The sequence below is a fragment of the Kineococcus xinjiangensis genome (genome assembly GCF_002934625.1).
GTDB classification, from domain to species: domain Bacteria; phylum Actinomycetota; class Actinomycetes; order Actinomycetales; family Kineococcaceae; genus Kineococcus_A; species Kineococcus_A xinjiangensis.
In genome coordinates, this window is record NZ_PTJD01000001.1 from 593926 (window position 1) to 618987 (window position 25062).

22 protein-coding genes are annotated in these 25062 nt (G+C 74.5%); 10 read left to right on the forward strand and 12 right to left on the reverse strand.

Going from position 1 to position 25062, the window contains the following annotated elements:
• Positions 1-20 precede the first annotated feature (20 nt).
• From CLV92_RS02620 to CLV92_RS02635, 4 genes are all read right to left on the reverse strand, one after another.
• Positions 21-740, reverse strand: coding sequence for a F510_1955 family glycosylhydrolase (locus tag CLV92_RS02620; protein ID WP_104431319.1), 720 nt, complete (start codon positions 738-740; stop codon positions 21-23).
• Positions 741-940: 200 nt separating this feature from the next.
• Positions 941-1588 carry a DUF305 domain-containing protein gene (locus CLV92_RS02625; protein WP_104431160.1) on the reverse strand — a complete coding sequence of 216 codons (648 nt, stop codon included), beginning with the start codon at positions 1586-1588 and terminating at the stop codon, positions 941-943.
• 78 nt (positions 1589-1666) lie between these two features.
• The gene (locus CLV92_RS02630; RefSeq protein WP_146099383.1) at positions 1667-2140 is read right to left on the reverse strand and encodes a hypothetical protein; all 474 of its coding nucleotides are present in this window, start codon (positions 2138-2140) and stop codon (positions 1667-1669) included.
• Positions 2141-2250: 110 nt separating this feature from the next.
• Complete coding sequence (locus tag CLV92_RS02635) at positions 2251-2994, reverse strand: M15 family metallopeptidase (RefSeq protein ID WP_211290789.1); 744 nt, start codon at positions 2992-2994, stop codon at positions 2251-2253.
• A 151-nt stretch (positions 2995-3145) separates the two neighbouring features.
• On the opposite strand from CLV92_RS02635, the gene CLV92_RS02640 reads away from it, so the two are divergent.
• The 3 genes from CLV92_RS02640 to CLV92_RS02650 all read left to right on the forward strand — a co-directional run bounded on the left by CLV92_RS02640 (position 3146) and on the right by CLV92_RS02650 (position 7601).
• A complete protein-coding gene (locus CLV92_RS02640; RefSeq protein WP_158257102.1) occupies positions 3146-3757 on the forward strand; it encodes a MarR family winged helix-turn-helix transcriptional regulator in 612 nt (203 codons plus the stop codon).
• Positions 3758-3841: 84 nt separating this feature from the next.
• On the forward strand, positions 3842-5665 hold the full coding sequence (locus CLV92_RS22730) for a sensor domain-containing diguanylate cyclase (RefSeq protein ID WP_158257103.1): 1824 nt from the start codon (positions 3842-3844) through the stop codon (positions 5663-5665).
• Positions 5666-5804: 139 nt separating this feature from the next.
• Positions 5805-7601: a sensor histidine kinase gene (locus CLV92_RS02650; RefSeq protein ID WP_211290790.1), complete on the forward strand. Its 1797-nt coding sequence runs from the start codon at positions 5805-5807 to the stop codon at positions 7599-7601.
• Positions 7602-7701: 100 nt separating this feature from the next.
• Here the strand turns inward: CLV92_RS02650 and CLV92_RS02655 are convergent, their stop codons facing one another.
• From CLV92_RS02655 to CLV92_RS02685, 7 genes are all read right to left on the reverse strand, one after another.
• Positions 7702-8331, reverse strand: a complete 630-nt coding sequence (locus CLV92_RS02655) for an MBL fold metallo-hydrolase (RefSeq protein ID WP_104431164.1) — start codon at positions 8329-8331, stop codon at positions 7702-7704.
• Positions 8328-9524 carry an S-(hydroxymethyl)mycothiol dehydrogenase gene (locus CLV92_RS02660; RefSeq protein WP_104431165.1) on the reverse strand — a complete coding sequence of 399 codons (1197 nt, stop codon included), beginning with the start codon at positions 9522-9524 and terminating at the stop codon, positions 8328-8330. Before CLV92_RS02660 ends, CLV92_RS02655 begins: the two co-directional genes overlap by 4 nt.
• A gap of 50 nt (positions 9525-9574) precedes the next feature.
• Complete coding sequence (locus CLV92_RS02665) at positions 9575-10792, reverse strand: cytochrome P450 (protein ID WP_104431166.1); 1218 nt, start codon at positions 10790-10792, stop codon at positions 9575-9577.
• 33 nt (positions 10793-10825) lie between these two features.
• A complete protein-coding gene (locus CLV92_RS02670) occupies positions 10826-11794 on the reverse strand; it encodes a PDR/VanB family oxidoreductase (RefSeq protein ID WP_104431167.1) in 969 nt (322 codons plus the stop codon).
• Between the two features lie 124 nt (positions 11795-11918).
• A complete protein-coding gene (locus CLV92_RS02675) occupies positions 11919-14516 on the reverse strand; it encodes a beta-glucosidase (protein ID WP_158257104.1) in 2598 nt (865 codons plus the stop codon).
• A gap of 331 nt (positions 14517-14847) precedes the next feature.
• Positions 14848-15690: an IclR family transcriptional regulator gene (locus tag CLV92_RS02680; protein ID WP_104431169.1), complete on the reverse strand. Its 843-nt coding sequence runs from the start codon at positions 15688-15690 to the stop codon at positions 14848-14850.
• Entirely contained in the window at positions 15687-16085 is a 399-nt protein-coding gene (locus tag CLV92_RS02685) for an SDR family oxidoreductase (protein WP_425433553.1), read from the reverse strand. Before CLV92_RS02685 ends, CLV92_RS02680 begins: the two co-directional genes overlap by 4 nt.
• A gap of 235 nt (positions 16086-16320) precedes the next feature.
• Here CLV92_RS02685 and CLV92_RS02690 point away from each other — a divergent pair, with 235 nt between their 5' ends.
• The 7 genes from CLV92_RS02690 (at position 16321) to CLV92_RS02720 (ending at position 24147) form a co-directional block, all read left to right on the forward strand.
• The gene (locus CLV92_RS02690) at positions 16321-17232 is read left to right on the forward strand and encodes a LysR family transcriptional regulator (protein WP_104431171.1); all 912 of its coding nucleotides are present in this window, start codon (positions 16321-16323) and stop codon (positions 17230-17232) included.
• A gap of 116 nt (positions 17233-17348) precedes the next feature.
• Positions 17349-18557, forward strand: a complete 1209-nt coding sequence (locus CLV92_RS02695) for an MFS transporter (protein WP_211290792.1) — start codon at positions 17349-17351, stop codon at positions 18555-18557.
• Positions 18558-18731: 174 nt separating this feature from the next.
• On the forward strand, positions 18732-19772 hold the full coding sequence (locus tag CLV92_RS02700; protein ID WP_104431172.1) for a VOC family protein: 1041 nt from the start codon (positions 18732-18734) through the stop codon (positions 19770-19772).
• An 8-nt stretch (positions 19773-19780) separates the two neighbouring features.
• Positions 19781-20953 (forward strand): alpha/beta hydrolase family protein, encoded by a 1173-nt coding sequence (locus CLV92_RS02705; RefSeq protein WP_104431173.1) that lies wholly within the window; start codon positions 19781-19783, stop codon positions 20951-20953.
• Complete coding sequence (locus tag CLV92_RS02710) at positions 20950-21960, forward strand: cyclase family protein (protein WP_104431174.1); 1011 nt, start codon at positions 20950-20952, stop codon at positions 21958-21960. The genes CLV92_RS02705 and CLV92_RS02710 overlap by 4 nt, the downstream gene beginning before the upstream one ends.
• Positions 21961-21986: 26 nt before the next feature.
• The gene (locus CLV92_RS02715) at positions 21987-23138 is read left to right on the forward strand and encodes an FAD-dependent monooxygenase (protein WP_104431175.1); all 1152 of its coding nucleotides are present in this window, start codon (positions 21987-21989) and stop codon (positions 23136-23138) included.
• A gap of 10 nt (positions 23139-23148) precedes the next feature.
• A complete protein-coding gene (locus CLV92_RS02720) occupies positions 23149-24147 on the forward strand; it encodes a fumarylacetoacetate hydrolase family protein (protein ID WP_104431176.1) in 999 nt (332 codons plus the stop codon).
• A 248-nt stretch (positions 24148-24395) separates the two neighbouring features.
• On the opposite strand, the gene CLV92_RS02725 is transcribed toward CLV92_RS02720, so the two are convergent.
• On the reverse strand, positions 24396-25049 hold the full coding sequence (locus CLV92_RS02725; protein ID WP_104431177.1) for a TetR/AcrR family transcriptional regulator: 654 nt from the start codon (positions 25047-25049) through the stop codon (positions 24396-24398).
• Positions 25050-25062 lie beyond the last annotated feature (13 nt).

The window sequence follows — 25062 nt, forward strand, 5'->3', positions numbered from 1 at the left end:
GACGCCTCCGGCGGCCGGGGTCAGTACGTCCGTCCCCCGTCCGCGGAGGTCAGCACCATCGCGTCGCCCACCGCGACGACGCTCAGGTCGTCGCCCTCGCCGGAGGCGCTGAGCGCCTGGGGCCGGCCGCCGACCTCGCCGCGCAGCTCCCACGTCAGCCCGGCGTCCGCGCTGACGGCGGTGCGCCCGTCGGGGGTGAGCCCGACGACGGTGGCCCCGTCGGCCCAGTCCACGAGCATCAGCAGCGGCGCCGCCGCGACGCGCTCCCACGTCCGCCCCGCGTCCTGCGAGCGCAGCGGTCCGTCCTCGGTCGTGCCCAGGACGGTGGAGCCGTCGGGCGAGACAGCCAGCGAGAACGGCGCGGCGGGCATCGGCAGTTCCGTCCACGTCTCGCCGTCCGGGCTCGCGCGCAGGGTGCCGTCGAAGCCGAGCACCCCGGCGTCGGAGGCGGTGAGGGTGTGGAAGTCCGACTCGCGCTGCCGCGACAGCGGCTGCCAGGTGGCCCCGGCGTCGGTGGACTCCACCAGCCCCAGCGGGTTCGGCAGGTCGCTGCCCGGCCCGGGGTGGCCGGAGGCGTAGAAGTGGTCCGGCCCGGCGACCGTGAACCCCATCAGGTCGTTCACCCCGCCGACCCGCACCGGCCCGGTCGCGTCGAAGCGGAACAGCCCGTCGTGGGTGGCCACGTAGACGAGGCCGTCCGCCGGGTTCACGCCCACGCCGTGCACGTGGGAGCTGGGCACCTGGCCGGACGCTGCCCCTGCCGGCCCGCCGGACGGGGCGTGGGAGGCGTGGGGCCCGGTCTCCGCGGCAGCCCCGCCACCCGGGCCCGGTGCGGCCGCCTCCTCCGCGGTGGGCGCGCCGCAGGAGGTGAGCGCGAGGGCCAGGGCCCCGCCGGCGAGCAGGACCCGGAGCGTCCGGCGCGGGGGGGTTCCGGTGCGGGTCACAGGTTCCCCAGCAGCTTCTGCATCTCAGCGATCTCCCGGGTCTGGTCCGCCTCGATGCGCTGGGCGAGTTCCTTCGCCTCGGGGGCGGCGCCCTCCGCGAGCTCGGTGCGGGCCATCTCCAGCGCCCCCTCGTGGTGGACGACCATGCCCTCGAGGAAGAGGCGGTCGAACTCCGGTCCGCGCGCGGCCTCGAGCGCGGCCATCTCCTGCCCGCTCATCATCCCCGGCATGTCGCCGTGGCCGGCGTGCCCACCGGACGCCGTCGGCTGCCCCCAGGCCGTCAGCCAGGACGTCATGAGCTCGATCTCGGGCCCCTGGGCCGCGATGATCTTCTCGGCGAGCTCCTTCACCTGCGGGGTGGCGGCGCGGTCGGCGGCCAGCGAAGCCATCTCCACGGCGCCCTCGTGGTGGACGATCATGTCGCGGGCGAAGGTGACGTCGGCGTCGGCGAACTGCGCGTCGCCGGCCTCGGCCGTGGCCGGCGGCGCGCTCGAGGACGCGCTCGACGTGGGGGACGACTGGGCCCCGTGGCCGTCGTGCTCACCACCGGCGGTGTCCTCCCCGCCCCCGCAGGCGGTGAGGACGAGGGACAGGAGGGCGGCGGCCCCCAGGGCCCGGGCGGGCGTGCGGAACGTGCTGGTCATGGACGTGCTCCTCGGATGCGGAAGGGACGGGGACGTGCCGAAGGGGGCGCCCGCGCGGGACGCCGGTTCCGGCTGCTCCTAGGTCCGCAGCACGCAGAGGGCGAACCGGGGCCACGCCCACGGCGGGGGACCCCGGTGCCGCAGGCTGGGCCGCCACACCGAGCCGGGCACGACGAGCACGAAGGCCGCCGGCCGCAGCGCCACCCGCCGCAGCGCGGCGAGCAGGGCGAGCCCGGCGGCGGCGAGGAAGAGGAAGCACTCCACCGTCCCCGGAGGGGCGTCGTCGGCGTCCTGCCCACCGGCGACGACGTGCTCCAGCGGGACGGGGGCGCCGCTCGGTGCGGCGAGGGGCGAGGTGGTGCCGTGCTGCGCGGCGGCGTGCGGGTGCGACGCCGAGGCGGTCGCCGTGACGCGCAACCCCGAGCCGTGCTCCGCGGAGCCGTGGCCGCCGGCGAGGACGTGCATCCCCAGCAGGCCGGCGACGACGACCACCAGCAGGAGCGGGCGCAGCAGGACGGGCAGGGGGGACGCGCCACGACCAGGTCGCCGCACCACCGTCACCTCCGCTCGCCCGCACTCCTCCCCTCCAATGTTCCACGGCGGGACGGTGTTCCCGACGCGGGGCCCGGTGGCCGCCGGCCGCGGCGGGAGGGGCGGTCGGCTCAGGCGGTGAAGGTCCAGTGCCACGGCTCGCGCGGCACGTTCTCCGTGAAGCCGTACTCCTTGGCGTGGGTGCGCATCCAGGCCTGGGCCCGGCCGTCGAGGTCGAGGTCGAGGCTCAGCCCCCAGCCGTGCTCGCTGGTCCCGGGCTTGGCCGCGAGGCCGCCCTGGGAGTACAGGCCCTTGCGGCGGGCGAGGTCGACCTGCTGCTCGTAGGAGCGGTAGGAGTCGGTCACCTTCAGGGTGACCCCCTCGCGGGCGGCGGCCTCGCGCATGCGCTGGTAGTTCGCCGCGGCGGGTGCCCACATGCGGTGCGAGCCGTGGCCGATGGTGCTGAGGGCCTCGGCGGGGACCTTGCCGTTGCCGTAGGCGGCGAGGTCCACCGGGACGCCGTCGGCGCGGCGCGCGCCGCCGCCCACCACGCCCGGGGCGCCACCCACCGCGGCCCCGCCGGCGCCGGGAGCGGTTCCGCTGACGAGGCCGGGGGGCGTCGCCGAACGCGACGCCACGGCCTGCGAGAGGGAGGAGGCGAAGGAGGCCGCCCCCGAGGCAGGACCCGCGCCGGCGGCGACGGGGCCGGACGCGGCGGAGCCGATGCCGACGGGGCTGTACGGAGTCGAGCCGCCCGCACCCGAACCGGTCGCCGCCACGCCGGCGAAGGTGGCGGGCTGCGCCGGCGGCTGCAGGGCGCCGATGCGGGCCTGGATGTCCGCGATGCGGGACATCACCCCGTTGATGGCCTCCACGATCTCCCCTTCCGCCCACGGTCGCGTCGACCGGCTTCTCGACCGTTGAGGGGCGGACCTTGAGCCGAGCGGGTGAGGGGAAGGCCGCAGGACCGGACCGTTCATCCCCTGCACGGTTCAGGAAACGGCCGTTGCGCCCGATGGTTCACTCGTGAACGGACTGCCCGAACCCCGCGTCACCCCGGACGGGGCCGCACCCGACGCCATCCCGGCCGCCTCCGAGGAGCTGGACGCCGACGCCCTCCACGCCATCGGCCGGGCGCTGGTGGACGCCGGGCGGGCGGTGACGGCCCGGCTGGAGTCCGTGCTGTGCGCGTGGGAGCTCAGCCCGGCCCGGTGGCAGGTGCTGCGGAGGCTGTGGAGCACCGGCGACTGCAGCTGCTCGGACCTCGCGGCGTCCCTGCACGTGTCCCGCTCCCGCATCACCGCCGTCACCGACGACCTCGTGCACGCAGGGCTCGTCGAGCGCGAGCACCCGTTCGGCGACCGGCGGATCGTGCTCGTGCGACTCAGCGCGGCCGGGAGGGAGCGGGTGGAGGCGGTCCTGCAGCAGACGACGACCGAGTTCGGCCCCGTCTACGGCCACCTCGACAGCGGCCGGCGCGCGGAACTGGTGAGCACCCTCGAACTGCTCACCCGGCACCTGTCGGCCGCCCCGCAGCCCGCCGCCCGGCGGCCCGGCTCCCCCGCCCGCCCGCGGCACGCCGAGCCCGCGCGGGTGCCGACCGCCCTGCGGACCACCGCAAGCGGCTCCCGCACCTGACCGGCCGCCGAACGACGGCCGGGACGGGGGCCCGTTGGGGTGAGGTGCGCTCCTGCCGGGCCCACGGCGTGCCGATGCGACGTCGTGCGCCTCTCCGCGAGCGGCGGTCAGCCCGCGGGGTCCGGGGCCACCGCGCCCCCCACCCGGCTGCTGCACCTGCTGCAGCGCAGCACCGCCGTCTCCGTCCTCGCCCTCGGCGCGGTCGTGCTGAGCCTGCTCGTGGCCACCACCTACCTGCTGGAGTTCACGCAACCCACCGTGGAGCGCAGCACGGCCGTCACCCAGGAGCTGCGCCTCAACCACGAGGCGATGCTCGACCAGGAGACCGGGCTGCGGGCGTGGGTCGTCACCGGGGACGAGCACCTCCTGCAGCCGTACGAGACGGGCCGGCGCGCCGGCACCACCCACACGCGGAACCTGCGCGGGATGGTCGCGGACGACCGGCTGCTGGCGGTGGAGGTGGAGGCGCTGCTGGCCGCGCAGGAGGCCTGGCACCAGGACTGGGCATCGCGGGCCCTGGTCCGGGGCGCCTCGACCCCCACTGCGAGGGGAACCGACGCCGACCGGCGCACCGCCGCCTTCTTCGAGGAGGGCGCGTCGGGCTTCCGGAGCTACCGCGCCGCGTACGCACGCGCCGTCGGCCACGCCGCCGCCCAGCGCGACGCGGCGGTGGCCAGCCAGCGCACCGCCCTGCGGCTGGAACTGGCGCTGAACGTCCTGATCGGCGTGCTCGCGGTCGTGTTCCTCGTCGCACGGATGCGCCGCCTCGAGCACCTCCTGAGCCGGCCGCTGGCCCTGCTGCACGAGGCGATCGCCCGGGTCCGCAGGGGCGAGACCCTGGAGGGGCTGCCCCGCCTGGCGGTGGAGGAGTTCGACGAGGCCACCGCGGCGCTGGCGCAGCTGTCCCAGGAACTGCACCTGGAGCGCGCCAGCACCCACGCCCGGGCCGAGCAGACCCGCCGCGTCAGCGAGCAGCGCCGGGAGATGCTCCTGGCGACGCAGGCCCTGGCGGCGTGCACGAGCGTCGAGGAACTCACGGAGACCCTGCTGACGCGGGCCACCGAGCTCAGCGGCCGGACGGCGTCGCTGTGGCTGCCGGACGGCTCCGGCGGCTTCGCCTGCACCTCCTGGGCCTCCCTGCACCACGCCTCCAGCTTGAAGACCGCTGCTCTGGTCAGCCGCGCCGGGGAGGACGGCCTGCTGCGCCGGGACCGCACCGGAGCCACCGGCCTGCCGCTGCGGGTGGCCGGCGCGACCCTGGGGGTGCTCCACCTCGAACCCGACGCCCGGATGGGGGTGCGGGCGGGTGTCGACGACGCCCTCCAGGGACTGGCGCTCAGCGCCGCGGCGCACCTGCAGGTGCTGCACCTGCTGGCGGAGACCCGGTCGATGGCCAGCACCGACCAGCTCACCGGCCTCGGCAACCGCCGCCGCATGGACGAGGACCTCGCCGCGGAGTGGTCGCGGAGCAGGCGCCACCGGCGCCCGCTGAGCTTCGCGCTGCTCGACCTGGACCACTTCAAGCGGGTCAACGACACCGCGGGGCACCTCGTGGGTGACGAGTGGCTGCGCCTGGTCGCGACCATCGCGCAGGCCGCGGTGCGGGCCAGCGACCGGGTCTACCGCTACGGCGGGGAGGAGATCGCCGTCCTGCTGACCGAGACGGACGAGGAGGCTGCAGCGGGGGTCGTGGAGCGCATCCGCGAGGCGGTGGAACGCGCGAGCGGCCCGGAGCAGGTCCCGCACCTGACGACGAGCGCCGGGCTGGCGCAGCTGCATCCGGACATGGCGGACGTCGGCGACCTCCTGGGCGCCGCGGACGCCGCCCTCTACGCCGCCAAGCGCGGCGGGCGCAACCGCGTGGTCCGCGCCAGCGCGACCGCCACGGAGACCCTCTCCACCGCCTGAGCCCAGCGCGCCCGTCCAGGTCGCGTTCCGGCGCCGGAGGGACGCCGACCCTCAAGGCGCACCCGCTGCGGGCCGACACCTTCCGGAGGTGAACGGCGCATCCGGGCACCCACGCCCGGAGGAAGGTGACCGTCGAGACATGGCCGAGACCGATGCCATGCAGCGGAGCAGCAGGAAGCTCGCGGAGGCCGCGCGCCTCGCCGCGCTGCACGAGTACCGACTGCTCGACACCCCGGCCGACGACGAGCTGACCGCCATCGTGCGCGTCGCAGCCCTCGTGGCCGGTGTGCCCTACGCGACCCTCAACCTGATCGACGAGCAGCGCCAGTGCCAGCTCACGACCGCCGGCTTCGACGGCGCGGACTCCTCCCGCGAGGACTCCATGTGCGCGCTGCACTTCGCCGACGGGGAGTTCGTCCACATCGTCGACGCCAGCCGGGACCCCCGCTACGAGGCCAACCCCTGGGTGGACGGTCGGCTCGCCGAGGTCCGCTTCTACGCCTCCGCACCCCTCATCACCCCCGCCGGTCACGCGCTCGGCTCGCTGTGCGTCTTCGACACCGAGCCGCGCGCGATCAGCGAGGCGCAGATCGGGCGCCTGCAGGACCTGGCGCAGGTCGTCCTCGCCCTCTTCGAGCGCCGGCGCGTGGCCCGCCTCAACGAGCAACTGGCCCTGGAGGCCACGGAGCTGCAACTGGCCGCCGAGGACGCCCGCGCCGAGGCGGAGGACGCCCGCGACGTCGCCCAGTCCGCCTGGTCGGAGGCGGAGGCCCGCTGGGAGCTCAGCGAGGCGATCCTGGAGACGATCGACGTCGGCGTGGTGGTCGCCGACCCCCTCGGCGAGCTGATCGGCCTCAACCGCGCGGCCCGGGAGTGGCACGGCGCCGGCGCCGGCCCTGACCTGAGCCCCGCCGAGATCATCGGCGGCTACGACCTCTACGAGGCCGACGGGAGCACCCCGCTGCCGCTGCAGCGCACCCCGATGTACCGGGCGTTGCACGGCGAGGTGGTCACCGCGTCGGAGATCGTCGTCACCTCAGCCGACCGGGCCGCCATGCGGGTCGTGTGCTCGGGACGGGCGCTGACCCGCGGCAACGGCGATCCCCTCGGCGCGGTGGTGGCGATGAGCGACGTCACCGCGGCCCGTTCCCGCGAGGCCGCGCTGAGCGCCGCGCACGAGCGGCTCCGCGAGCGCGAGCACCAGCTCAACCGGGCGGTGCAGGAGCTCGAGCGCTCCAACGCCGACCTGGAGCAGTTCGCCGCCATCGCCAGCCACGACCTGAACTCCCCCCTGCAGGTGGTCGCCGGCTACGTGGAGCTGATCGGCGAGGTCTACGGCGAGCAGCTCGACGAGCAGGCGCGCGGCTGGGTCACCACCGCCCTCAACGGCGTCGGGCGCATGCAGGCGCTCATCACCGCCCTGCTCTCCTACGCCCGCGCCGGGGCGAGCCAGACCACGCGCGAGCACACCGATGTCCGCGAGGTCCTCGACCAGGCGGTCCTCGACCTGCGCACCTCCATCGACGCGTGCGGCGCGCGCGTCGTGGGCGACGAGCTGCCGCAGCTGTACTGCGACCCGGTGCTGCTGCGCCAGCTGCTGCAGAACCTGATCGGCAACGCGGTGAAGTACCGGCATCCCGACCGCCCCAGCCGGGTCACGGTGACCGCGGAGCCCGATCCGGATGCGACCGAGCAGGCGTGGGTCCTCACCGTCACGGACAACGGCCGCGGCATCCCCGCCGGCAAGCGCGACGAGGTGTTCGAGATGTTCGCGATGGTCGACCCGGCCGCCCGCACCGGGCACGGCATCGGCCTGGCCACCTGCCGGCGCATCGTCGAGCGCCACGGCGGCCGCATCTGGGCGGAGGAGGGCGAAGCGGGTGGAACCGCCGTGCGCTTCACCCTCCCCCAGCGCCAGGGGCAGCGGACGTCCTGACCCGGTGGGTCCGCTCCCCACCGGGAGCGGACCCGGCCCCACCGCCCGCGGCGGCATCTCGTGCCCCGGTCGGTGCGGGTGGGTGGGTGGTGCGGGTGGGTCAGGAGCCGCGGCGGATCCACTCGTGCAGGTGGGGTGCCTCGTCGCCGATGGTGGTGGAGTCGCCGTGGCCGGTGAGGACGCGGGTGTCGGGGGGCAGGGCGAGCAGCTTGTCCCGGATGGAGTCGATGATGGTGGGGAAGTCGCTGTAGGAGCGGCCGGTGGCGCCGGGGCCGCCGTTGAAGAGGGTGTCGCCGGTGAAGACGGTGGCGAGGTCGGGGGCGTAGAGGCAGACGGAGCCGGGGGTGTGCCCGGGGGTGTGCAGGACGTGCAGTTCCGTGCCGGCCACCTCGAGGCGCTGCCCGTCGGACAGGTCGGACGTCGCGGCGCCGTCCTGGTGCGTCATGCGCCACAGCTCGGCATCGGCCGGGTGCAGGAGCACCGGCGCCTGCACGCGCGCCGCCAGCGCGGGGGCGTGGCGGATGTGGTCGTCGTGGGCGTGGGTGGCGACGATGGCTCGCACGTCCCGGCCGGCGACCGCCTCGGTGATGGCGTCGGGGTCGTGGGGGGCGTCGATGACGATGCACTCGCGGTCGTCGCCGACGATCCAGACGTTGTTGTCCACCTCGAAGGTCTGCCCGTCCAGGCTGAACGTGCCCGAGGTGGTCAGGTGCTCGACCCGCGCGCTCACGCCGCACCCCCGTCCTTGGAGTTCCCGTCCTTGGAGTTCCCGTCCTTGGAGTCCCCGTCGGTGGGGTCCATGACGACGACGGAGCGCAGGACCTCACCGCGGGCCATGGTCGCGAAGGCCTCCTCCACCTGCGACAACGCGATCCGCTCGGTGACGAAGGCGTCCAACGGCAACCGCCCGGCGCGGTGCAGCTCCAGCAGGGCGGGGAAGTCCCGCTCGGGCAGGCAGTCCCCGTACCACGACGACTTGCATGCACCCCCGCGACCGAACACGTCCAGCAGCGGGATCGACAGCTGCATGTCGGGGGTGGGCACCCCCACCAGCACCACCGTCCCGGCCAGGTCCCGGGCGTAGAACGCCTGCCGCCACGTCTGCGGCCGCCCCACCGCATCGATCACCACATCCGCACCGAAACCATCGGTCAGCTCCCGCACCGCCGCCACGACACCGTCCTCGTCCAGACCGGAGGAATCGATGGTGTGGGTGGCGCCCAGCCGAGACGCCCACACCAGCTTCTTCGCGTCGATGTCCACCGCGATCACCCGCCGCGCCCCGGCCAGCACCGCACCCGCCACCGCCGCGCACCCCACCCCACCGCAGCCGATCACGGCCACCGTCTGCCCCCGCCGCACCGGAGCGGTGTTGACCGCCGCCCCGATGCCCGCCATCACCCCGCACCCCAGCAGCCCGGCCACCGCCGGGTCCCACCAGCCACCCTGTCCATCGCTTCCACGCAGCGCCGCGGTGTCGATCCTCGTCGCCTGCCCCGCCGCCACCAGCGTCTTCTGCGCGAACGCCCCGATCCCCAACGCCGCAGACAGCGCAGTGCCATCGGTCAGGGTCATCTTCTGCGCCGCGTTGTGGGTGGCGAAGCAGTACTGCGGCTCACCGCGCCTGCACGCCCGGCACCCCCCGCACACCGCCCGCCAGTTCAACACCACCCGGTCGCCCACCGCCACGTCACTGACCCCCGCACCGACCTCGGCCACCGTGCCGGCAGCCTCGTGCCCCAGCAGGAACGGGAACTCATCCGAGATCCCGCCCTGGCGGTAGTGCAGATCCGTGTGGCACACCCCGCACGCCGCGACGTCGACCACCACCTCACCCGGCCCCGGATCCGGCACCACGATCTCCACCAGCTCCACAGGCACACCCTTGGCGCGCGAGACGACTCCGGTCACGGTCGACGGCACAGCTGCTCCTCGCTTCGACAACGGTTCACGACGACGGGACGTCGCCGGTTTCAGCTCACCCGGACGCGGACGGGGATCGACTCCCACGCCCGCAGGGTGTTGTTGTGGTGCCGGACGGGCGCCCCGGCGAGCTCGATCGTCTCCACCCGCTCCAGCAGGGCGGTCAGGACCGACTCGGCCTCCAGCCGGGCCACGTGCTGCCCGACGCACTGGTGGATGCCCATGCCGAAACCGACGTGCCCGGAGGGGTCCCGGGTCAGGTCGAACTCGTCGGGCCGCTCCCACCGGCGGGGGTCGCGGTTGGCCGCCCCGAGGAACATGAGGATCTTCTCCCCGTCCGGGACGACCGTGCCCGGGAGGGGAACGTCCCCCTGGGCGGTGCGGAAGAACGTCTGGACCGGCGACTCCCAGCGCACCGCCTCGTCGAACGCGACGCGCAGCAGGCGGGGTTCGGCCCGGACCCGGCGCCACTGCTCCGGGTTGGCGGCGAAGGCGTGGAGGATCGCGGCGAGGCCGTGCACGGTCGTGTCGACTCCGGCGGACAGCAGCGAGCGCACCACGAGCGGCGCCTGCTGGGGCGTGATGTCACCGCGGTCGGAGGCCGCCCAGATCTGCGCACCGAAACCCCCGGGGGCGAGGACCTCACGGGCGCACTGCGCGTCCACCCACGCGGCCAGCCGGCCGATGTGCGGGTTGCCACGTGCGACGAGCTCGTTCGGCGGGCCGAAGGCGTTGAACAGGTGGTCACCGTAGGGCAGCAGGTTCTCCCGGCCCTCCTGGGGGAGGCCGACGGCGTCGGGGAACACCCGCAGCGGGAACGCCTGCGCGAGCGACGGCACGGCGTCGAACTCCCCCGTCCCCGCGACCCGCCGCAGCAGCTCGTCGACGAGGAGGTGGGCGTCGGCCGCCCACTGCTCGCGCAGGCGCCGCAGCGCCCGGGGGCTCAGCACCCGCTCCAGGACCACCCGCGGGGCGTCGTGGCGCGGCGGGTCCGTCTCCAGCAGCAGGCTGGGCTTGCGCCACGGCGTCTCGTGGCGGAAGTTGCTCAGCCCCACTCCCGCGCCGGAGGGGAAGGACTGCCAGTCCACCAGCGCCGCGTGGACGTGCGCGTAGCGGGCCAGGGCGTAGGCGCCGTACCGCGACAGGAACACCACCGGCCCGGCCTCGCGCAGCTCCTCGTGCAGCGGGGCGGGGTCCTCCAGGACGTCCGGCGCGAAGGGGTCGGCGTCGCTGACGGGCACGTGCGCCGGGAGGGACGTCGTCGTCATGGCTCTCGCTCCGGAGGTCTCAGCGGCAGGGGTTCACAGGTCGAGGACGAGCCGGTCGCTGCACGCCCGCGAGACGCACACGAGCATGCAGTCGCCCGCGGCGCGGTCGGCGGCGTCGAGGACGGAGTCGCGGTGGTCGGGTCGCCCCTCCAGGACCGTCGTCTCGCAGGTCCCGCACAGGCCCTGACCGCAGGAGGTGAGCACGCGCACCCCCGCTCCCTCCAGTGCCTGCAGGACGGTGGCCGACGGGTCGACGGTGAGACTGGTCCCGCTGCGGGCCAGGACGACCTCGAAGGGCGCGTCACGCACGGGGGCGGGCTGCTGCGCGGCGCTGAACCTCTCCGCGCGGACCGATCCAGCCGGTCGCGGCGCACCGGCGCGTTCGACGGCCTCGACCATGGCGACGGGGCCGCAGCAGTAGATCCTGGCCTCCGCCGGCGCGGCGGCCACGAGCGCCGCCACGTCCAGACGCGGGCCCTCGTCGCGGGGGTGCAGCCGGACCCGGTCGCCGTGGCGGCCGAGCTCGTCGAGGAAGGGCATCGAGGCCCGGGAGCGCCCGCAGTAGTGCAGGGTCCAGCGCGCGCCGAGCACCTCCGCCTGGGCGAGCATCGGCAGCAGCGGCGTGATGCCGATGCCGCCGGCGATGAAGACGTACTCCTCCGACGGCACCAGCGGGAAGGTGTTGCGGGGACCGCCGGTCGGCAGCAGCCGGCCGGTCCGCACGGAGTCGTGCAGCCACGCCGATCCGCCTCGGCCGCCCTCCTCGCGGCGCACGGCGATGCGGTAGGCGAAGGGGTCGAAGCGGTCTCCGCAGAGGGAGTACTGGCGCATCTCGCCCGTGGGCAGGACGACGTCGATGTGCGCGCCGGGGGCCCAGTCGCGCAGCCGCCCCCCGCCCGGCTCCACGAGCGTGAGTGCGACGACGTCGTCGGCGACGCGGTCCTTCTCCGCGACGAGGAGCGTGGCCGTCGCGGCCGGCTGCGCCGTGCGTCCTGTACCCATGTCTCCTCCTCGAGCAGGGACCGCAAGTCTGGAAGGGGCGGAAGCGGGCGGCCACCTCCCTCTCGGTGTGCGAGAGGGAGGTGGCCGCCCGGGTGGCGGGGCGGGGCGCGCCGCCACCGCGCGATCAGCTGATCGTGATGGGCGTGGTCAGCGGGGTGTCCGTGGCCGAGGTGCCGATGGAGGCGAGGACCCGGCCCTTGGGCGTGACCCACTTCTTGGTGGCGGTGTCCCAGAACTGCAGGGACCGGCGCGGGACCTGGACGGTCACGGTCCGGCTCTCACCGGCGGCGAGGTCGAGGCTGACGAAACCGGCGAGCGCCTTCGTCGGGGTCTCGACGATGGTGGGCAGGGCGCCGACGTAGACCTGCGCGACGGTGGTGCCGGCCCGGTTGGAGGTGTTCCGCACGGTGAACGTCACGGGCACGCTCTGGGCCGTGCCGGTGCTGCTGATCGTGCCGCCCTGGGCCCCCGAGTACGCGAAGCTCGCGTAGGACAGGCCGTGGCCGAAGGGGAACAACGGAGTCTGGCCGTTCTTGTGGAAGAGACGGTAGCCGGTGTGGATGCCCTCCGCGTAGGTGGTCGTGCCCCCGGTGCCCGGGTAGGAGGCGGCACCCTGCGCGACGACGCCCTGGCCGGGGCCGGTGGGGAAGGTGACGGGGAGCCGGCCGCCCGCGTCGGCGTCGCCGAAGAGGACGTTGGCCGGGCCGGTGCCCACGGCGGCACCCGGGTACCAGACCTGCAGGACGCCCTCGACCTGCGACAGCCACGGCATGGTGACGCCGCCGGGGGTGTTCAGGACGACGACGGTGTTCGGGTTGGCCGCCGCGACGGCGGAGATGAGCTCGTTCTGGTCGCCGGGCAGGGCGAAGGACGTGTCGCGGTCCATCCCCTCGCCGCTGGCCTGGTTGGCGTAGACGACCGCCGCGTCGGCCCCCCGCGCGGCCGCGACCGCGTCGGCGATGAGGGACTTCGGCTGCCAGCCGAGGTGCAGCTCCGGGGGCAGGAAGCCGTTGCCCTGGGTGGTGTAGCTGACCTCGATGTCGGCGGGCTGGCCGGCGGTGAGCTGCACCTTCCCCTGGAGGGGGTAGTTCACCGGGCTCATGCCGAGGAAGTTGGTGAACTCCCGCTGCCCGGCGATGACGGTCTGGCCGTTGACCTTCACCGTCACCCCGCCACCCACGAGGGCCGAGAGGCGGACGAGACCCGAGTGCGTCGGGATGATCTTGCCGGTGAAGCGCGCCGACCAGGTGGCGGGCAGCCCCTGGGTGAGGGGCTCGCCGCCGTGGAACTGGTGGTCGAGGGTCGCCACGTTCGCCGTCTTGACCGGGGTTCCGGAGAAGGTGCCGTTGCCGTAGAAGGTTGCGCGGAGACCGGCGCTGCCGTCGGGGGCCCGCAGGGCGCTGCTGGGGACCACGGGGAGCGCCACGTCGCCGAGGGAACCCTGGGCGGCGGTCACGGTCGCTCCGCTGCCGGCCTCGGCCCGGATCGCGGCCAGCGGGCTGGTCACGGTGCCGGGGATGACGTAGGAGGAGCCGCCCACGCCGGTCATCGCGTCGGCACCGGCGGGGCCGATCACCGCGATGCGCTGGGAGACGTTCTTCCGCAGCGGCAGGACGCCGGAGTTCTTCAGCAGGACGGAGCTCTTCTCCGCGACCCGGTTGGCGACGGCCCTGTTCGTGGCCGTGCTGACGTGGTCGTCGTTCTCCGCCGGTGCGGGGTTGTCGAAGACACCGCTGTTGAAGATGGCGAAGGCGACGCGCTTGGCCGCCTCCTCGAGCCGGGTGGCGGAGATGGCGCCGTTGGTGAAGGCGTCGCGCGGGAAGTAGGGCCACAGGATGGTGGAGTCGACACCGGCGTTGAAGCCCTTGACGTTGTCGGTGCCGGCCATGAAGTCGGGGATGATCGCTCCCCTGAAACCGGTGGCTGCGCGCAGCTCGTCCATCAGCGCCTTGTTCTCGCAGGCGAAGACGCCGTTGACCTGCGGGTAGGAGCACATCGCCGCATCCGCACGGCCCTTGGTCACCAGCTCCTCGAACGGGGCGTTGTACACCTCCTTCAGGGCGCGCTCGGAGACGTTGATGTTGCCGTAGTTGCGGTTGGTCTCCTGGGTGTAGGCCCCGAAGTGCTTGGCGGCGACGAGGACGTCGTTGCTGCGCATGCCCCGGGACACCCCGGCGCCGATCCGGCCGCTGAGCAGCGGGTCCTCGCTCAGCGACTCCGTCTGGCGGCCGGACAGCCCGCTGCGGATGACGTCGACCGTGGGGGCCAGCATGAGGGTCTTGCCCTGCGCACGGGCCTCCTCGGCGGCCACGTCGCCGTAGCGCTGCGCCAGCTCCACGTCGAACGTGGCCGCCAGCGCCTCCGGAACGGGGAGGGCGGTGGCGCCCCCCGACTCGTTGCGGACGCCGCTGGAGGTGTCCGCGGCGATGATGTTCGGCACCCCGAACGCCGAGAGGGAGGCGTAGTCCCCCGTCACCAGTGCCACGCGCTGCGCCTGGGTGAGAGCAGCCACCAGGTCGTTCGCGCGCTGCACCGAGGAACGGGTGCGGTCCCGCCACGGCTGCGTTGTGGTGGTCGTGGTGCTCCGCCAGTCCGCCCGCTGGCCGGAGGAGTAGGAGCCGTCGCCCGACGGCTGCGGGGCAGCCGCGGCGGTGGGCAGGACGACGGGGGACATGACCAGAGCCGAGGCGGCGGTGGCCACGGCCAGGCGTCTGCGGATCATGCGCTTCCTCTCGGTGGCAGGAGGCATCGCCGGGCATCGACTGGAGAGGGCGCTGCGGCCGGTGCCGGGGTCTGTCCGGCTGGTCCGCAACGCGTTCCGGGTCACGAGCGCCTCGAGGGACGGCCCTGCCGGGCCGTGCGGATCCGCCCACCACGACTGCGTGGTGGGCCCGGTGCGGCAACGCATCCGGGGTTCGGTCCGTGGTCCGGTGGCAGGACTCCCGGCGCTCGTCGCTCGGTGAGGCACCGCTCGGGGTGCCGCTCCTGGGAGTGCTCGAAGCGTGCCACCGGCGCGGTCGGCACCGGAAGCACCGATCACCTGATGCGAGGCATCACCTGTGCTGATGGGCCGGTCGCACCGGGCTGCGGCCGCCGGCCTCACCGGCGCCGAGGCGCCGGGTGACGCCCCGGGAGGCCGCGTGCAGGGCCGGCACGACGGACTTCGCGCCCGCGTCGTTGGGGACGATGGCGGAGAGAGCGGCGATCACGCGCCCCGTGGCGTCGCGGATGGGAACCGCCACCCCGGTGGCCTCCGGGTGCACGAGGCCGGCGCACAGCGCGAACCCCTGACCGCGCACGCGGGCCAGTTCCGCCCGCAGGCGCACGGGGTCGGTCACGGAGGCGGCGGTCGTCGCGGTCAGGGGCCGGGACAGGACCCGCTCGAGCAGGTCCGTCGGGCCGTGCGCGAGCAGCACCCATCCCGACGAGGCCAGGTGCAGCGGCAGCCGGCCCGCGATGCGGGTGAGGCTGACGACCGCCGCGGGCGCGCTGAGTCGTTCGAGGAAGAGCGCCTCGTCGCCGTCCAGGACGCTGAGCTGCACGTGGTGGCCGACCGCGTCGTGGAGGTCCTCCAGCGACGGCATGGCGGCCTCGCGCAGGCTGAGCGCCGGCGAGGCGCGCATCGCCAGCTCCCACAGCCGCACGCCGGTCCGCACGCGCCGGTCGGTGCCGCGGGTGAGGAGCCCGTGGGCGACCAGCTCGGCGACCAGGCGTGAGGTGGTGGCGACGTGCAGCCCGGAGCGGCGGGCGATCTCGGTGACGGTGAGGGACGTGTCACCCGCCTCGAAGGCCTCGAGGATGCGCACGACGCGCGAGACGAGGGACTCCCCCGTCCGCTCCTGCCCGGCGCCCGGGGACGGGGGCTGCGGCCCGCCCGGCAGGGGCTGCGCGCTCATGTCGCACCCGCCGCGGCCTCGGAGATCGACTTCACGCCGCCGTGGGCCGTCATGCCCCCGTCGACGGGGATGTCGGCGCCGCTGATGAAGGAGGAGGCGTCGCCGACGAGGAACACCACCAGCGCCGCGACCTCCTCCACCGTGCCGGTGCGGCCCAGCGGCGTCTCCGCGATGCCGGCGGCGCGGAAGCCCTCGGGCGCGGACTCCGTCATGGGGGTCTCGATGAACCCGGGGTGGATGGCGTTGACCCGGTGGACCCGCTCGAGGTCGTCGACGGCGAGGTCGGCCAGCCGCGCGCGCCAGGTGGTCCCGGCGTCGTTGACGAGGGCGTCGACGCGGCCCGCCCGTTCGGCGGTGCCGGCGGCGACGACCCGGGCGCCCTGCGCCGCGAGCATCCTCGCCTCAGCGGCCCCCTGCCCGCGCGCTGCTCCGGTCACGACCACCAGTTTGCCCGCGACGTCGCGCCCGGTCCCCTCGTACCGGCGCACCGGGTCCGACGCCTCCACGCGCACTCCCACGCCCCTACCGTGGGGTGGCGCCGCGCCCCGCGCAAGGCACCATGTCGGTATGGAGCACATCAGCCGCGTCGATGCGGCCCGCCCTGCGGATTCGCGGCGGCGGGAGCGGACGGTGCACCTCGCGAACCTCGACCTCAACCTGCTCGTCGCGCTGGACGCCCTGCTGCAGCGGCGCAGCGTCACGAAAGCCGCCGCCCAGATGGGCCTCAGCCAGCCGGCGCTGTCCGCGTCGCTGGCCCGGCTGCGGCGCCACTTCGACGACCCGCTGCTGACCAGGGTGGGCAACGAGTACCACCTGACGCCGCTGGCGCAGCAACTGAGAGAGCGGACCCGGGTGGTGCTGGCGGGCGTGGAGCGCGTGTTCGCCGCCGAGCCCGACTTCGACCCCGCCTCCTCCACCCGGGAGGCGACGCTCGTCACCAGCGACTACAGCGAGAGCGTCCTCGGTCCGGCCCTGAGTTCGCTGCTGGCGCAGGAGGCACCGGGGATGCGCCTGCGCCTGCTCGCGAACACCCCTCAGCTCGTGGACAACGCCGAGCGCGTCCTGACCGGGGTCGACCTGCTCCTGCTGCCCCACGGGTTCCTCACGGACCTCCCGCACGAGGACCTGCACCGCGACCGCTGGATGTGCATCGTCTCCGCCGACAACCCCGCAGTGGGTGGGGAACTGACGCCGGAGCACCTGCGCACGATGCCGTGGGTGGTGACGTACCACGGGCCGACCGCCTCGACCCCGGCCGCACGGCAGATGCGGATGCTCGGCATCGAACCGCGCGTGCAGGTCGTCACCGAGCACTTCCTCGCCGTGCCGGGACTCGTGGCGGGCAGCGGGCGCATCGCCCTGCTGCAGGAACTGCTCGTGCGCCGTCTGCCGGCCGACTCCGGGGTCCGGGCGCTCCCCTGCCCCGTCGAGCTCGGGCCGCTCATCGAGGCGATGTGGTGGCACCCGGCCTATTCCGCGGACCCGGAGCACGAGTACCTGCGCGGACTGGTGCTGCGCGCGGCCCGGTCGCTGCGCGCCTGAGGGGTCGCATCGGCGGCGTGGATGCCGTCCATCACGAGGAGTTGTTGGCCGTTCGGGGGCGGGGTCGGGAAACTCCGGAAACCGGCCCGCGACGGTGCGGGCCCGAAGGAGGTCCCGTGTCCGGAACCCTGTCCCCCGATTCCACCAGCGCCTCGTCGGCCTCGCCGGCGTCCCGGCGAGAACCGGGAACCCCGCAGGGGCTGCTCCTCGTCGGCCTCAGCTGCCTGGCCGTGCTCGGGGCGGTGCTGATCGCGCCCATCCAGCCCAGCATCGCCCGGCACTTCGCGGACACCCCCGGCGTCGGCGCCCTGGTTCCGATCTCGCTCACCGTGCCTGCCCTGGCCATCGCGCTCCTGGCGCCGGTCGCGGGCCGCATCATCGACCGCACCGGGCGCATCCGGCTCCTGGTGGCGTCCCTGGTGGCCTACGCCGTCTTCGGGACGGCGCCCCTGTGGCTGGACTCCCTGGAGTCGATCGTCGCCAGCCGCGCCCTCGTGGGCGTCGCCGAGGCGGGGATCATGACCTGCGCCACGGCCCTGGTCGGTGACTACTTCACCGGCCGCCGCCGCAACCGGTACTTCGGCCTGCAGACCGTGGCTGCGTCCGTCTCCGCCGTGATCTTCATCGGGGCCGGCGGTGCGCTCGGGGCCCAGGACTGGCGAACCCCGTTCTGGCTGTACGCGGTCGGCCTGCTCGGGGCGGTCCTCGTGCCGTTCGTGCTCCGCGAGCCCGCGGCCGCACCGGCCGGCAAGCTGCCGCCCCTGGACCTGGAGCGGCTGCGCCTGCCGCTGGCCGTGACGTTCGTCGGCGGCATCGTCTTCTACACGCCGATCGTCGAGCTCTCCTTCGCGCTGGACGCCCTCGGCGTGGAGTCCGTCGCGGTCATCGGCGGCGTCAGCGCCCTGGCAGCGGTCGCGACGGCCGTGGGTGCCGCCTCGTTCGCCCCGATGGCCCGGCGCGGTCCGGCGGTGCTGCTGCCGGTGGCGTTCGGCCTCGCCGGCGTCGGCCTCGTCGTCGTCGCGCTCGCCCCGAGCGTGCCGGTGCTGCTGGCCGGCGGGATCATCGCCTCGGCGGGCACGGGCCTGATGCTGCCCACGCTGCTGTCGTGGACGCTGTCCGACGTGTCCCACGACCAGCGCGGCCGGGCCACCGGCATCTGGACGGGCTGCCTCTTCATCGGGGAGTTCATCTGCCCGCTGGCCGTCCTCGCCATGTCCGCGGTCCTCGGCGGGCTCTCCGCGGCCCTGGTCGCCATCGCCGTCCTCTCCCTGGCCCTGGCCGTCTTCGTGCGGCTGCGCCACCCGCGCCCCGTCCTGACGCACTGAGGGGAGGCCCTGCGGCATCAGCAACATCGATGCGTCTCATCGGGAAGTCGCTGTTCCCTGATACCCGCTGATGTCGCACAGTCGTCAGAGGACACGCACCGCAGCGCCGGCCGCACCCCGGGCCCGGCGCTGCGGTGCGGGTCCGGCAGGACCCACATCCCGAGAGGATCAACGATGATCAAGCTGCTGGCCCACCTCGCCCACCTGGAGATCTCCTCCCCGGACGTCGCGGCCACCGCCGCCTTCCTCGAGCGCGGCTTCGGCCTGCGCCAGGTCGAGCGCGACGACGACGGCTCGGTCTACCTGCGCTGCTGGGGCGACTACCACCCCTACAGCGTCATCGTCTCCCCCGGCGAGCAGCCCGCCCTGGTGAACATGGCGTGGCGGACCTCCAGCGAGGAGGCCCTCGACGAGGCCGCCCGTCGCGTGCAGGCCAAGGGCGTGAGCGGCACCTGGTTCGACAAGCGCCAGGGCCACGGCCGCTCCTTCCAGTTCACCGGCCCCTACGGGCACACCATGGAGCTGTACTGGGACGTCCCGCAGCACCAGGCGCCGGCCGAGCTGCGGTCGGTCTTCCCCGACCGCCCGGAGAAGCGCTCCTCGCACGCCGCGGCTCCCCGCTTCCTCGACCACGTCACCGTCGCCAGTGCCGACGTCAGGGGCTTCGCGGCCTGGTACAGCGAGGTCCTGGGCTTCCGCACCATGGCGTTCACCGAGCTGGACCACGCGGACATCACCGTCTTCAGCGTGCTGACCACCAACGAGAAGTCCCACGACCTCGGCGTCGTCCTCGACTCCTCCACCCTGGGCGGGCGCGTCAACCACATCGCGTTCTGGACCGACTCCCACCAGGAGCTGCTGGTCGCGGCCGACGTCCTCATGGAGAACGGCGCGCACATCGAGTACGGCCCCTCCATCCACGGCATCGGCGAGCAGACCTTCCTGTACTTCCGCGAGCCGGGCGGGCTGCGCATCGAGCTCAACACCGGTGGGTACCGCAACTACGTGCCCGACTGGCAGCCCCACACCTGGAAGCCCTCGCTCGGCTCGAACAGCATCTACCGCAACTCCGCGATGCCCATGTCGATGACGGAGTGCTTCCCGCCGGACCCCGGCAAGCCGTCCGCCACCGAGGAGGGCGTGCTCCCCGGCACCGAGGAGGCCCTGCTGCAGGCCGCCATCGCCAACCCCTACGCGCAGCACGGCCAGGGCTGAGGAGCGTCGTGTTCCAGTACTTCCCGGGCAACTACGTCTGGAACCTCTCCGTCAACCTCGCGATGGAGATGGGCGCCAGGGTCGGCGAGGTCGACGCCATCTGCCGGCCCCTGCTGGAGGCGGCGCAGCGCGGCGAGGACGCCGGCACGGAGGACTTCATGGCCTCCTGGGAGCGCCACGGCGACCGGCTGGTGGAGCTCGCGGCGGACGACGAGGCGGTGGGCCGGTGCCTGAGCGCCGGCGAGAAGCTGGGCCGGGCGGCGACGTACTTCCTCACCGGTGAGCGGATGCAGGCCGCCGACCACGCCCCCCGGCGCGCCCTCTACGCCAAGTTCCTGCACACGTTCCGCCGCGGCGTGGAGCTGGCCGGCGAGGACTGCGAGCGGGTGGAGGTGCCCTACGGGGGCGCGCACCTCGCGGGGCTGCTCACCCACGCCCGCAACCCCGACGGGAGCCGGGCCGAGGGCCCTGCGCCGCTGCTGGTGATGGTCAACGGCCTGGACTCCACCAAGGAGATGCTCTACCGCACGGGCCCCGGGGCCAAGCTCGCCGCACGCGGGGTGGCGAGCCTCTGCCTGGACCAGCCGGGCACCGGCGAGGCGCTGCGCCTGCACGACCTGCACGCGGTCGTGGAGGCCGAGCAGTGGGCGAGCGCCGTCTACGAGGCGCTGGCCGCCCGCGACGACGTCGACGCCGGCCGCATCGGCATGCTCGGGGTCTCGCTCGGCGGCTACTACGCCCCGCGCGCGGTGGCGTTCGAGCCGCGCTTCGCCCTCGGGGTGGCGTGGGGCGCCAACCACGACTGGGGCGCGGTGCAGCGGGCCCGCCGCGCCGCCCAGGGCGAGCGTCCGGTCCCCCACTACTGGGACCACGTCCAGTGGGTGTGGGGGACGAAGGACCTCGACGACTTCTTCGCGCTGGCGGACCGGGTCACCCTCGACGGGGTCCTGGACCGCATCACCGTGCCGTTCCTCGTCACCCACGGGGCGCAGGACCGGCAGATCCCCCTGCAGTACGCCCACCGCACCTACGAGCAGCTCGTCAACAGCCCGGAGCGTGAGCTGAAGGTCTTCACGGAGCGGGAGGGCGGCGTGCAGCACTCCAGCGTCGACAACGGCTCGGTGGCCACGGACTTCATCGCCGACTGGGTGGCCGAGCGCCTCGGGGGGCGGACGTCGTGACCACCCGGGACGCCGCGGGGGGCGTCCCCGCGCCCGACCGCACCGACCCCGAGGGGGCCATCGCCGCCGCCGCCGCGCGCTGCTCGAACTGGGGCCGCTGGGGCCCCGACGACGTGCACGGCACCCTGAACTTCCTCACCGACGACCTCCGCCGCGACGCGGCCCGGCTGGTGCGGCGCGGCGCGGCGTTCTCCCTGTCGCAGCCGTTCGACATGGCCGGCCCGCAGCGGGGCTGGCGGCGGCGGACCAACCCGGTGCACACCATGCTCGACACGGGCACCGACGCCGAGCGTGGCCAGGGCTTCCCCCACGGCCTGGGCGGCGCCGACGACGTGATCGCGATGCCGCTGCAGTGCTCCACGCAGTGGGACGGCCTCGGGCACATCTTCGACCACGGCCGCGCCTGGAACGGGCGGCGGGCGGGCGACGTGGTGACGTCCCAGGGGGACGCGGTCACCGGCATCGAGACGGCGGCCGAGCGCATCGTCGGCCGGGGAGTGCTCCTCGACGTGGGCCGCCGCTTCGGGCGGGACGTGGCAAGCTCGGGTGGTGAGCTGCCCGACGGGTTCGCCGTCACGCAGGAGCACCTGGAGGCGACGATCGCCGCCCAGGGGCCCACGTCCGCCGTGGGCCGCGGTGACCTCGTGCTCGTCCGCACGGGGCAGTACGCCCGGGCCCGCCGCGACGGCTGGGGCGACTACGCCGGCGGCCCGGCTCCCGGGCTGTCGTTCACGACCGCCGACTGGCTGCACGGCACGGAGATCGCGGCGATCGCCACGGACACGTGGGGGTTCGAGGTCCGCCCCAACGAGTTCGACGACGCCTTCCAGCCGCTGCACCAGGTCGTCATCCCGCACATCGGCCTGTTCGTCGGGGAGATGTGGGACCTCGACGCCCTCGCCGCGGACTGCGCCGCCGACGGTGTCCACGAGTTCCTGCTCGTGGCGGCCCCGCTGCGCGTGACCGGGGCCGTCGGCGCCCCCCTCAACCCCATCGCCCTCAAGTGACCCGTCCTCCCGGAGGTGTGGCGACGATGCCCGCAGTCCGCAACGTTCTCGTCCTCGGCGGTGGCGCCGCCGGTGCCGCCACCGCGATCCTGCTCGCCAGGGCGGGGGTGTCCGTCGAGCTGGCCGAGGCGCGCCCCGCCCCTCCGGAGGTCGGCTCCGGCATCACCCTCCAGGGGAACGCGCTGCGCATCCTGCGCGACCTCGGCGTGTGGCCGCAGGTGGAGGCCGCCGGATACTCCTTCGACTCCCTCGGCATCCGCCTGCCCGACCCCGTCGGGACCCTCGTCGCCGAGCTGCCCGACGTGCGCTCCGGCGGCCCCGACCTGCCCGCCACGGTCGGGATGCACCGCCCCGTGCTGACCCGCATCCTCCTCGACCGGGCGGCGGAGGTGGGGGTGCGCCTGCGGTTCGGCACCACCGCCGTGGCGCTGCGGCAGGGCGGGGAGGTCGACGGCGAGGGCGTGGAGGTGGACTTCGCCGACGGTCCCACCGGCCGCTACGACCTCGTCGTGGGCGCGGACGGCATCCGCTCCTGGACCCGCCGCGCGATCGGCATCGACGTCGAGCCGCGCGCGACCGGCATGGGCATCTGGCGGGTCTACGCACCCCGCCCGGCCGAGATCACCCGCACCGACCTGGTCTACGGCGGTCCCTGCTACATCGCCGGCTACTGCCCCACGAGCGAGGACAGCCTCTACGCCTACCTCGTCGAGGACGCCCAGGACCGGTTCGTCATGTCGCAGGCCGAGAAGATCGCCACCTTCCGGCAGCTGGCGGCCGCCTACCACGGCCCCTGGGACGCCCTCAGGGAGGGGATCAGCGACGACACCCACATCAACTACACGTGGTTCGAGACCCACGTCGTCGAAGGCCCCTGGCACCGCGGCCGCGTCGTGCTCGTCGGCGACGCCGTCCACTCCTGCCCGCCCACCATCGCGCAGGGCGCCGCGCAGGCGCTGGAGGACGCCGCGGTGCTCGCCGAGCTGCTCCTCACCGCGGACCGCCTCGACGAGGACCTGCTCGAGCGCTACAACGCCCGCCGGCAGGACCGGGCGCGGCAGGTGGTGGACGCCTCGGTGCAGATCGGGCGGTGGATGCTCGAGCACACCCCGCGCGAGGAGGCCGACGTGGCGGGGCTCATCGGCAGGATCTGCAAGCTCGTGACGGACCCCGCGTGAGGGCTGCACCGTGAGGCTCGCCCGCGTCGAGGCGCCGGGCGGGCGGTTCAGCGGCGTCGTCGTCGGGGGTCCGGGCGAGGAGGTCGTCCACGCGCTGCCCGGCGGCACGACGGTCCTCGACCTGGCCGCCGCCGGCCTGGACGCGGCGCGGGAGGCCGCCGCCGCGGCGCGCCGCTCCTCCCCCGCGGTGCCGCTGTCCGCGGTGCGGCTGCTGCCGCCGCTGGAGCCGCCCTCGGTGCGCGACTTCGTCGCCTTCGAGGAGCACGTGGAGGGAGTGGTGCGCAGCGTCGGCGGCGGCTCGGGCGGAACCGTCCCCGACGCCTGGTACGAGGCGCCGACGTTCTACTTCGCCAACCCGCACAGCCTCATCGGGGCCCACGACGACGTCGCGGTTCCCCCGGGGTGCACGGTGCTGGACTTCGAGCTCGAGGTCGCGGCGATCGTCGGGGCGGCGGGCACGAACCTCAGTCCCGCGCAGGCGCGCCAGCACGTCTTCGGCTACACGGTGTTCAACGACTGGTCCGCCCGCGACCTGCAGGGCAGGGAGATGCGGGTGGGGCTCGGGCCCGCCAAGGGCAAGGACTTCGCCACGACCCTGGGCCCGTGGGTGGTGACCGCCGACGAGCTGGAGGACTTCCGCGACTCCGACGGCCACCTGGCCCTGGAGCTGACCGCGGAGGTCGACGGGCGGCGGGTCGGCCACGACCTGCTCTCCAACGCGGGGTGGACGTTCGAGGAGATGGTCGCCTACGCCTCGCGCGGCACGTGGGTGCGCCCGGGTGACGTGCTCGGGTCGGGCACCTGCGGCAACGGCGGCTGCCTGGCGGAGCTGTGGGGGCGGGCCGGGGCGCAGGAGCCGCCGCCCCTGGCGCCGGGGAACCGGGTCCGTCTGCACGTGGAGGGCATCGGCGCGGTGGAGAACCTCGTCGTCGCGGGTGAACCGCTCGGGGCGGTCCCCGTCGTCCCGACGGCCCGGCGCAGGTCGCGGGCGCGGCACCGCCCCGACTGACGCGGGGACGCCTTCCGGGGCGGGGACGTTCGGTCGGCGACTCGCGGCGTGTCGCGTGCGCAACGTCCCCGCCGAAACCCGGCACGCCCGGGGCGGGGACGTTCGGTCGGCGACTCGCGGCGTGTCGCGTGCGCAACGTCCCCGCCCCGGGCGCGGGTGGTGCAGGTGCCAGATGCGCAAGCGCGTGACCTCGGCGCGCAGGGCGCCGGCCAGCTGGGCGAGCTGAGCCGCGGCTGCGTCGACAGCTCTCAGCGCGGCGGCGCGGGCGGGCGCAGCAGCTCTGCGAACGCTTCGACCTCCGCGACCATGTCGATCTCCGGGTCGAGCAGCCACTGCACCTGCAGGCCGTCGAGGAGGGCGGCGAACTGCCGCGCGAGCAGTCGAGGGTCGACGTCCCCGCGGATGCGCCCGAGCCGCTGGTCCTCGGCGATGCCCGCGCTGATGACCTCGACGTAGCCCTGGTAGTGGGAGCGGAAGAACTCGTGGGCCGGGTGTCCGGGGTCGGTGGACTCGGCGGCGACGGTGGTGTGCAGGGCGACGATCCCGCGCGTGGTGGTGTTCTCCCGGACGTTGGCCACGACCGCGGGGACGACGCCCTGCTCCCTCGCGATCCGCTCGATGCCGGGGGTCTGGACCTGTCGCCGGCGCAGGAGGACGGCGACGAGCAGTTCGTCCTTGGAGCCGAAGTGGTGCAGCAGGGAGGTGTGGCTGACGCCGACCCGTTCCGCGATCTCGCGCAGCGAGCTGCCCCGCAGGCCCTGGGAGGCGAACACCTCGAACGCGGCGTCGAGGATCTCCTCGCGGCGCTGCGCGGTCTTGGCGTAGGGGCCGCGCCGCCCGCCCGACCTGGCCGGTGCGGGGGCCTGCGCCCCGGCGGGCGTGGCCTCGCTGCGTGCCGTCATCGCCGGCGTCCCC

Excerpts from the sequence above, each read along its gene's own strand:
- CLV92_RS02625 (WP_104431160.1), bottom strand. The coding sequence starts at position 1,588 with ATGACCAGCACGTTCCGCACGCCCGCCCGGGCCCTGGGGGCCGCCGCC.
- CLV92_RS02650 (WP_211290790.1), top strand. The coding sequence starts at position 5,805 with ATGGCCGAGACCGATGCCATGCAGCGGAGCAGCAGGAAGCTCGCGGAG.
- CLV92_RS02665 (WP_104431166.1), bottom strand. The coding sequence starts at position 10,792 with ATGACGACGACGTCCCTCCCGGCGCACGTGCCCGTCAGCGACGCCGAC.
- CLV92_RS02670 (WP_104431167.1), bottom strand. The coding sequence starts at position 11,794 with ATGGGTACAGGACGCACGGCGCAGCCGGCCGCGACGGCCACGCTCCTC.
- CLV92_RS02675 (WP_158257104.1), bottom strand. The coding sequence starts at position 14,516 with ATGATCCGCAGACGCCTGGCCGTGGCCACCGCCGCCTCGGCTCTGGTC.
- CLV92_RS02680 (WP_104431169.1), bottom strand. The coding sequence starts at position 15,690 with ATGAGCGCGCAGCCCCTGCCGGGCGGGCCGCAGCCCCCGTCCCCGGGC.
- CLV92_RS02685 (WP_425433553.1), bottom strand. The coding sequence starts at position 16,085 with ATGCTCGCGGCGCAGGGCGCCCGGGTCGTCGCCGCCGGCACCGCCGAA.
- CLV92_RS02700 (WP_104431172.1), top strand. The coding sequence starts at position 18,732 with ATGATCAAGCTGCTGGCCCACCTCGCCCACCTGGAGATCTCCTCCCCG.
- CLV92_RS02715 (WP_104431175.1), top strand. The coding sequence starts at position 21,987 with ATGCCCGCAGTCCGCAACGTTCTCGTCCTCGGCGGTGGCGCCGCCGGT.
- CLV92_RS02725 (WP_104431177.1), bottom strand. The coding sequence starts at position 25,049 with ATGACGGCACGCAGCGAGGCCACGCCCGCCGGGGCGCAGGCCCCCGCA.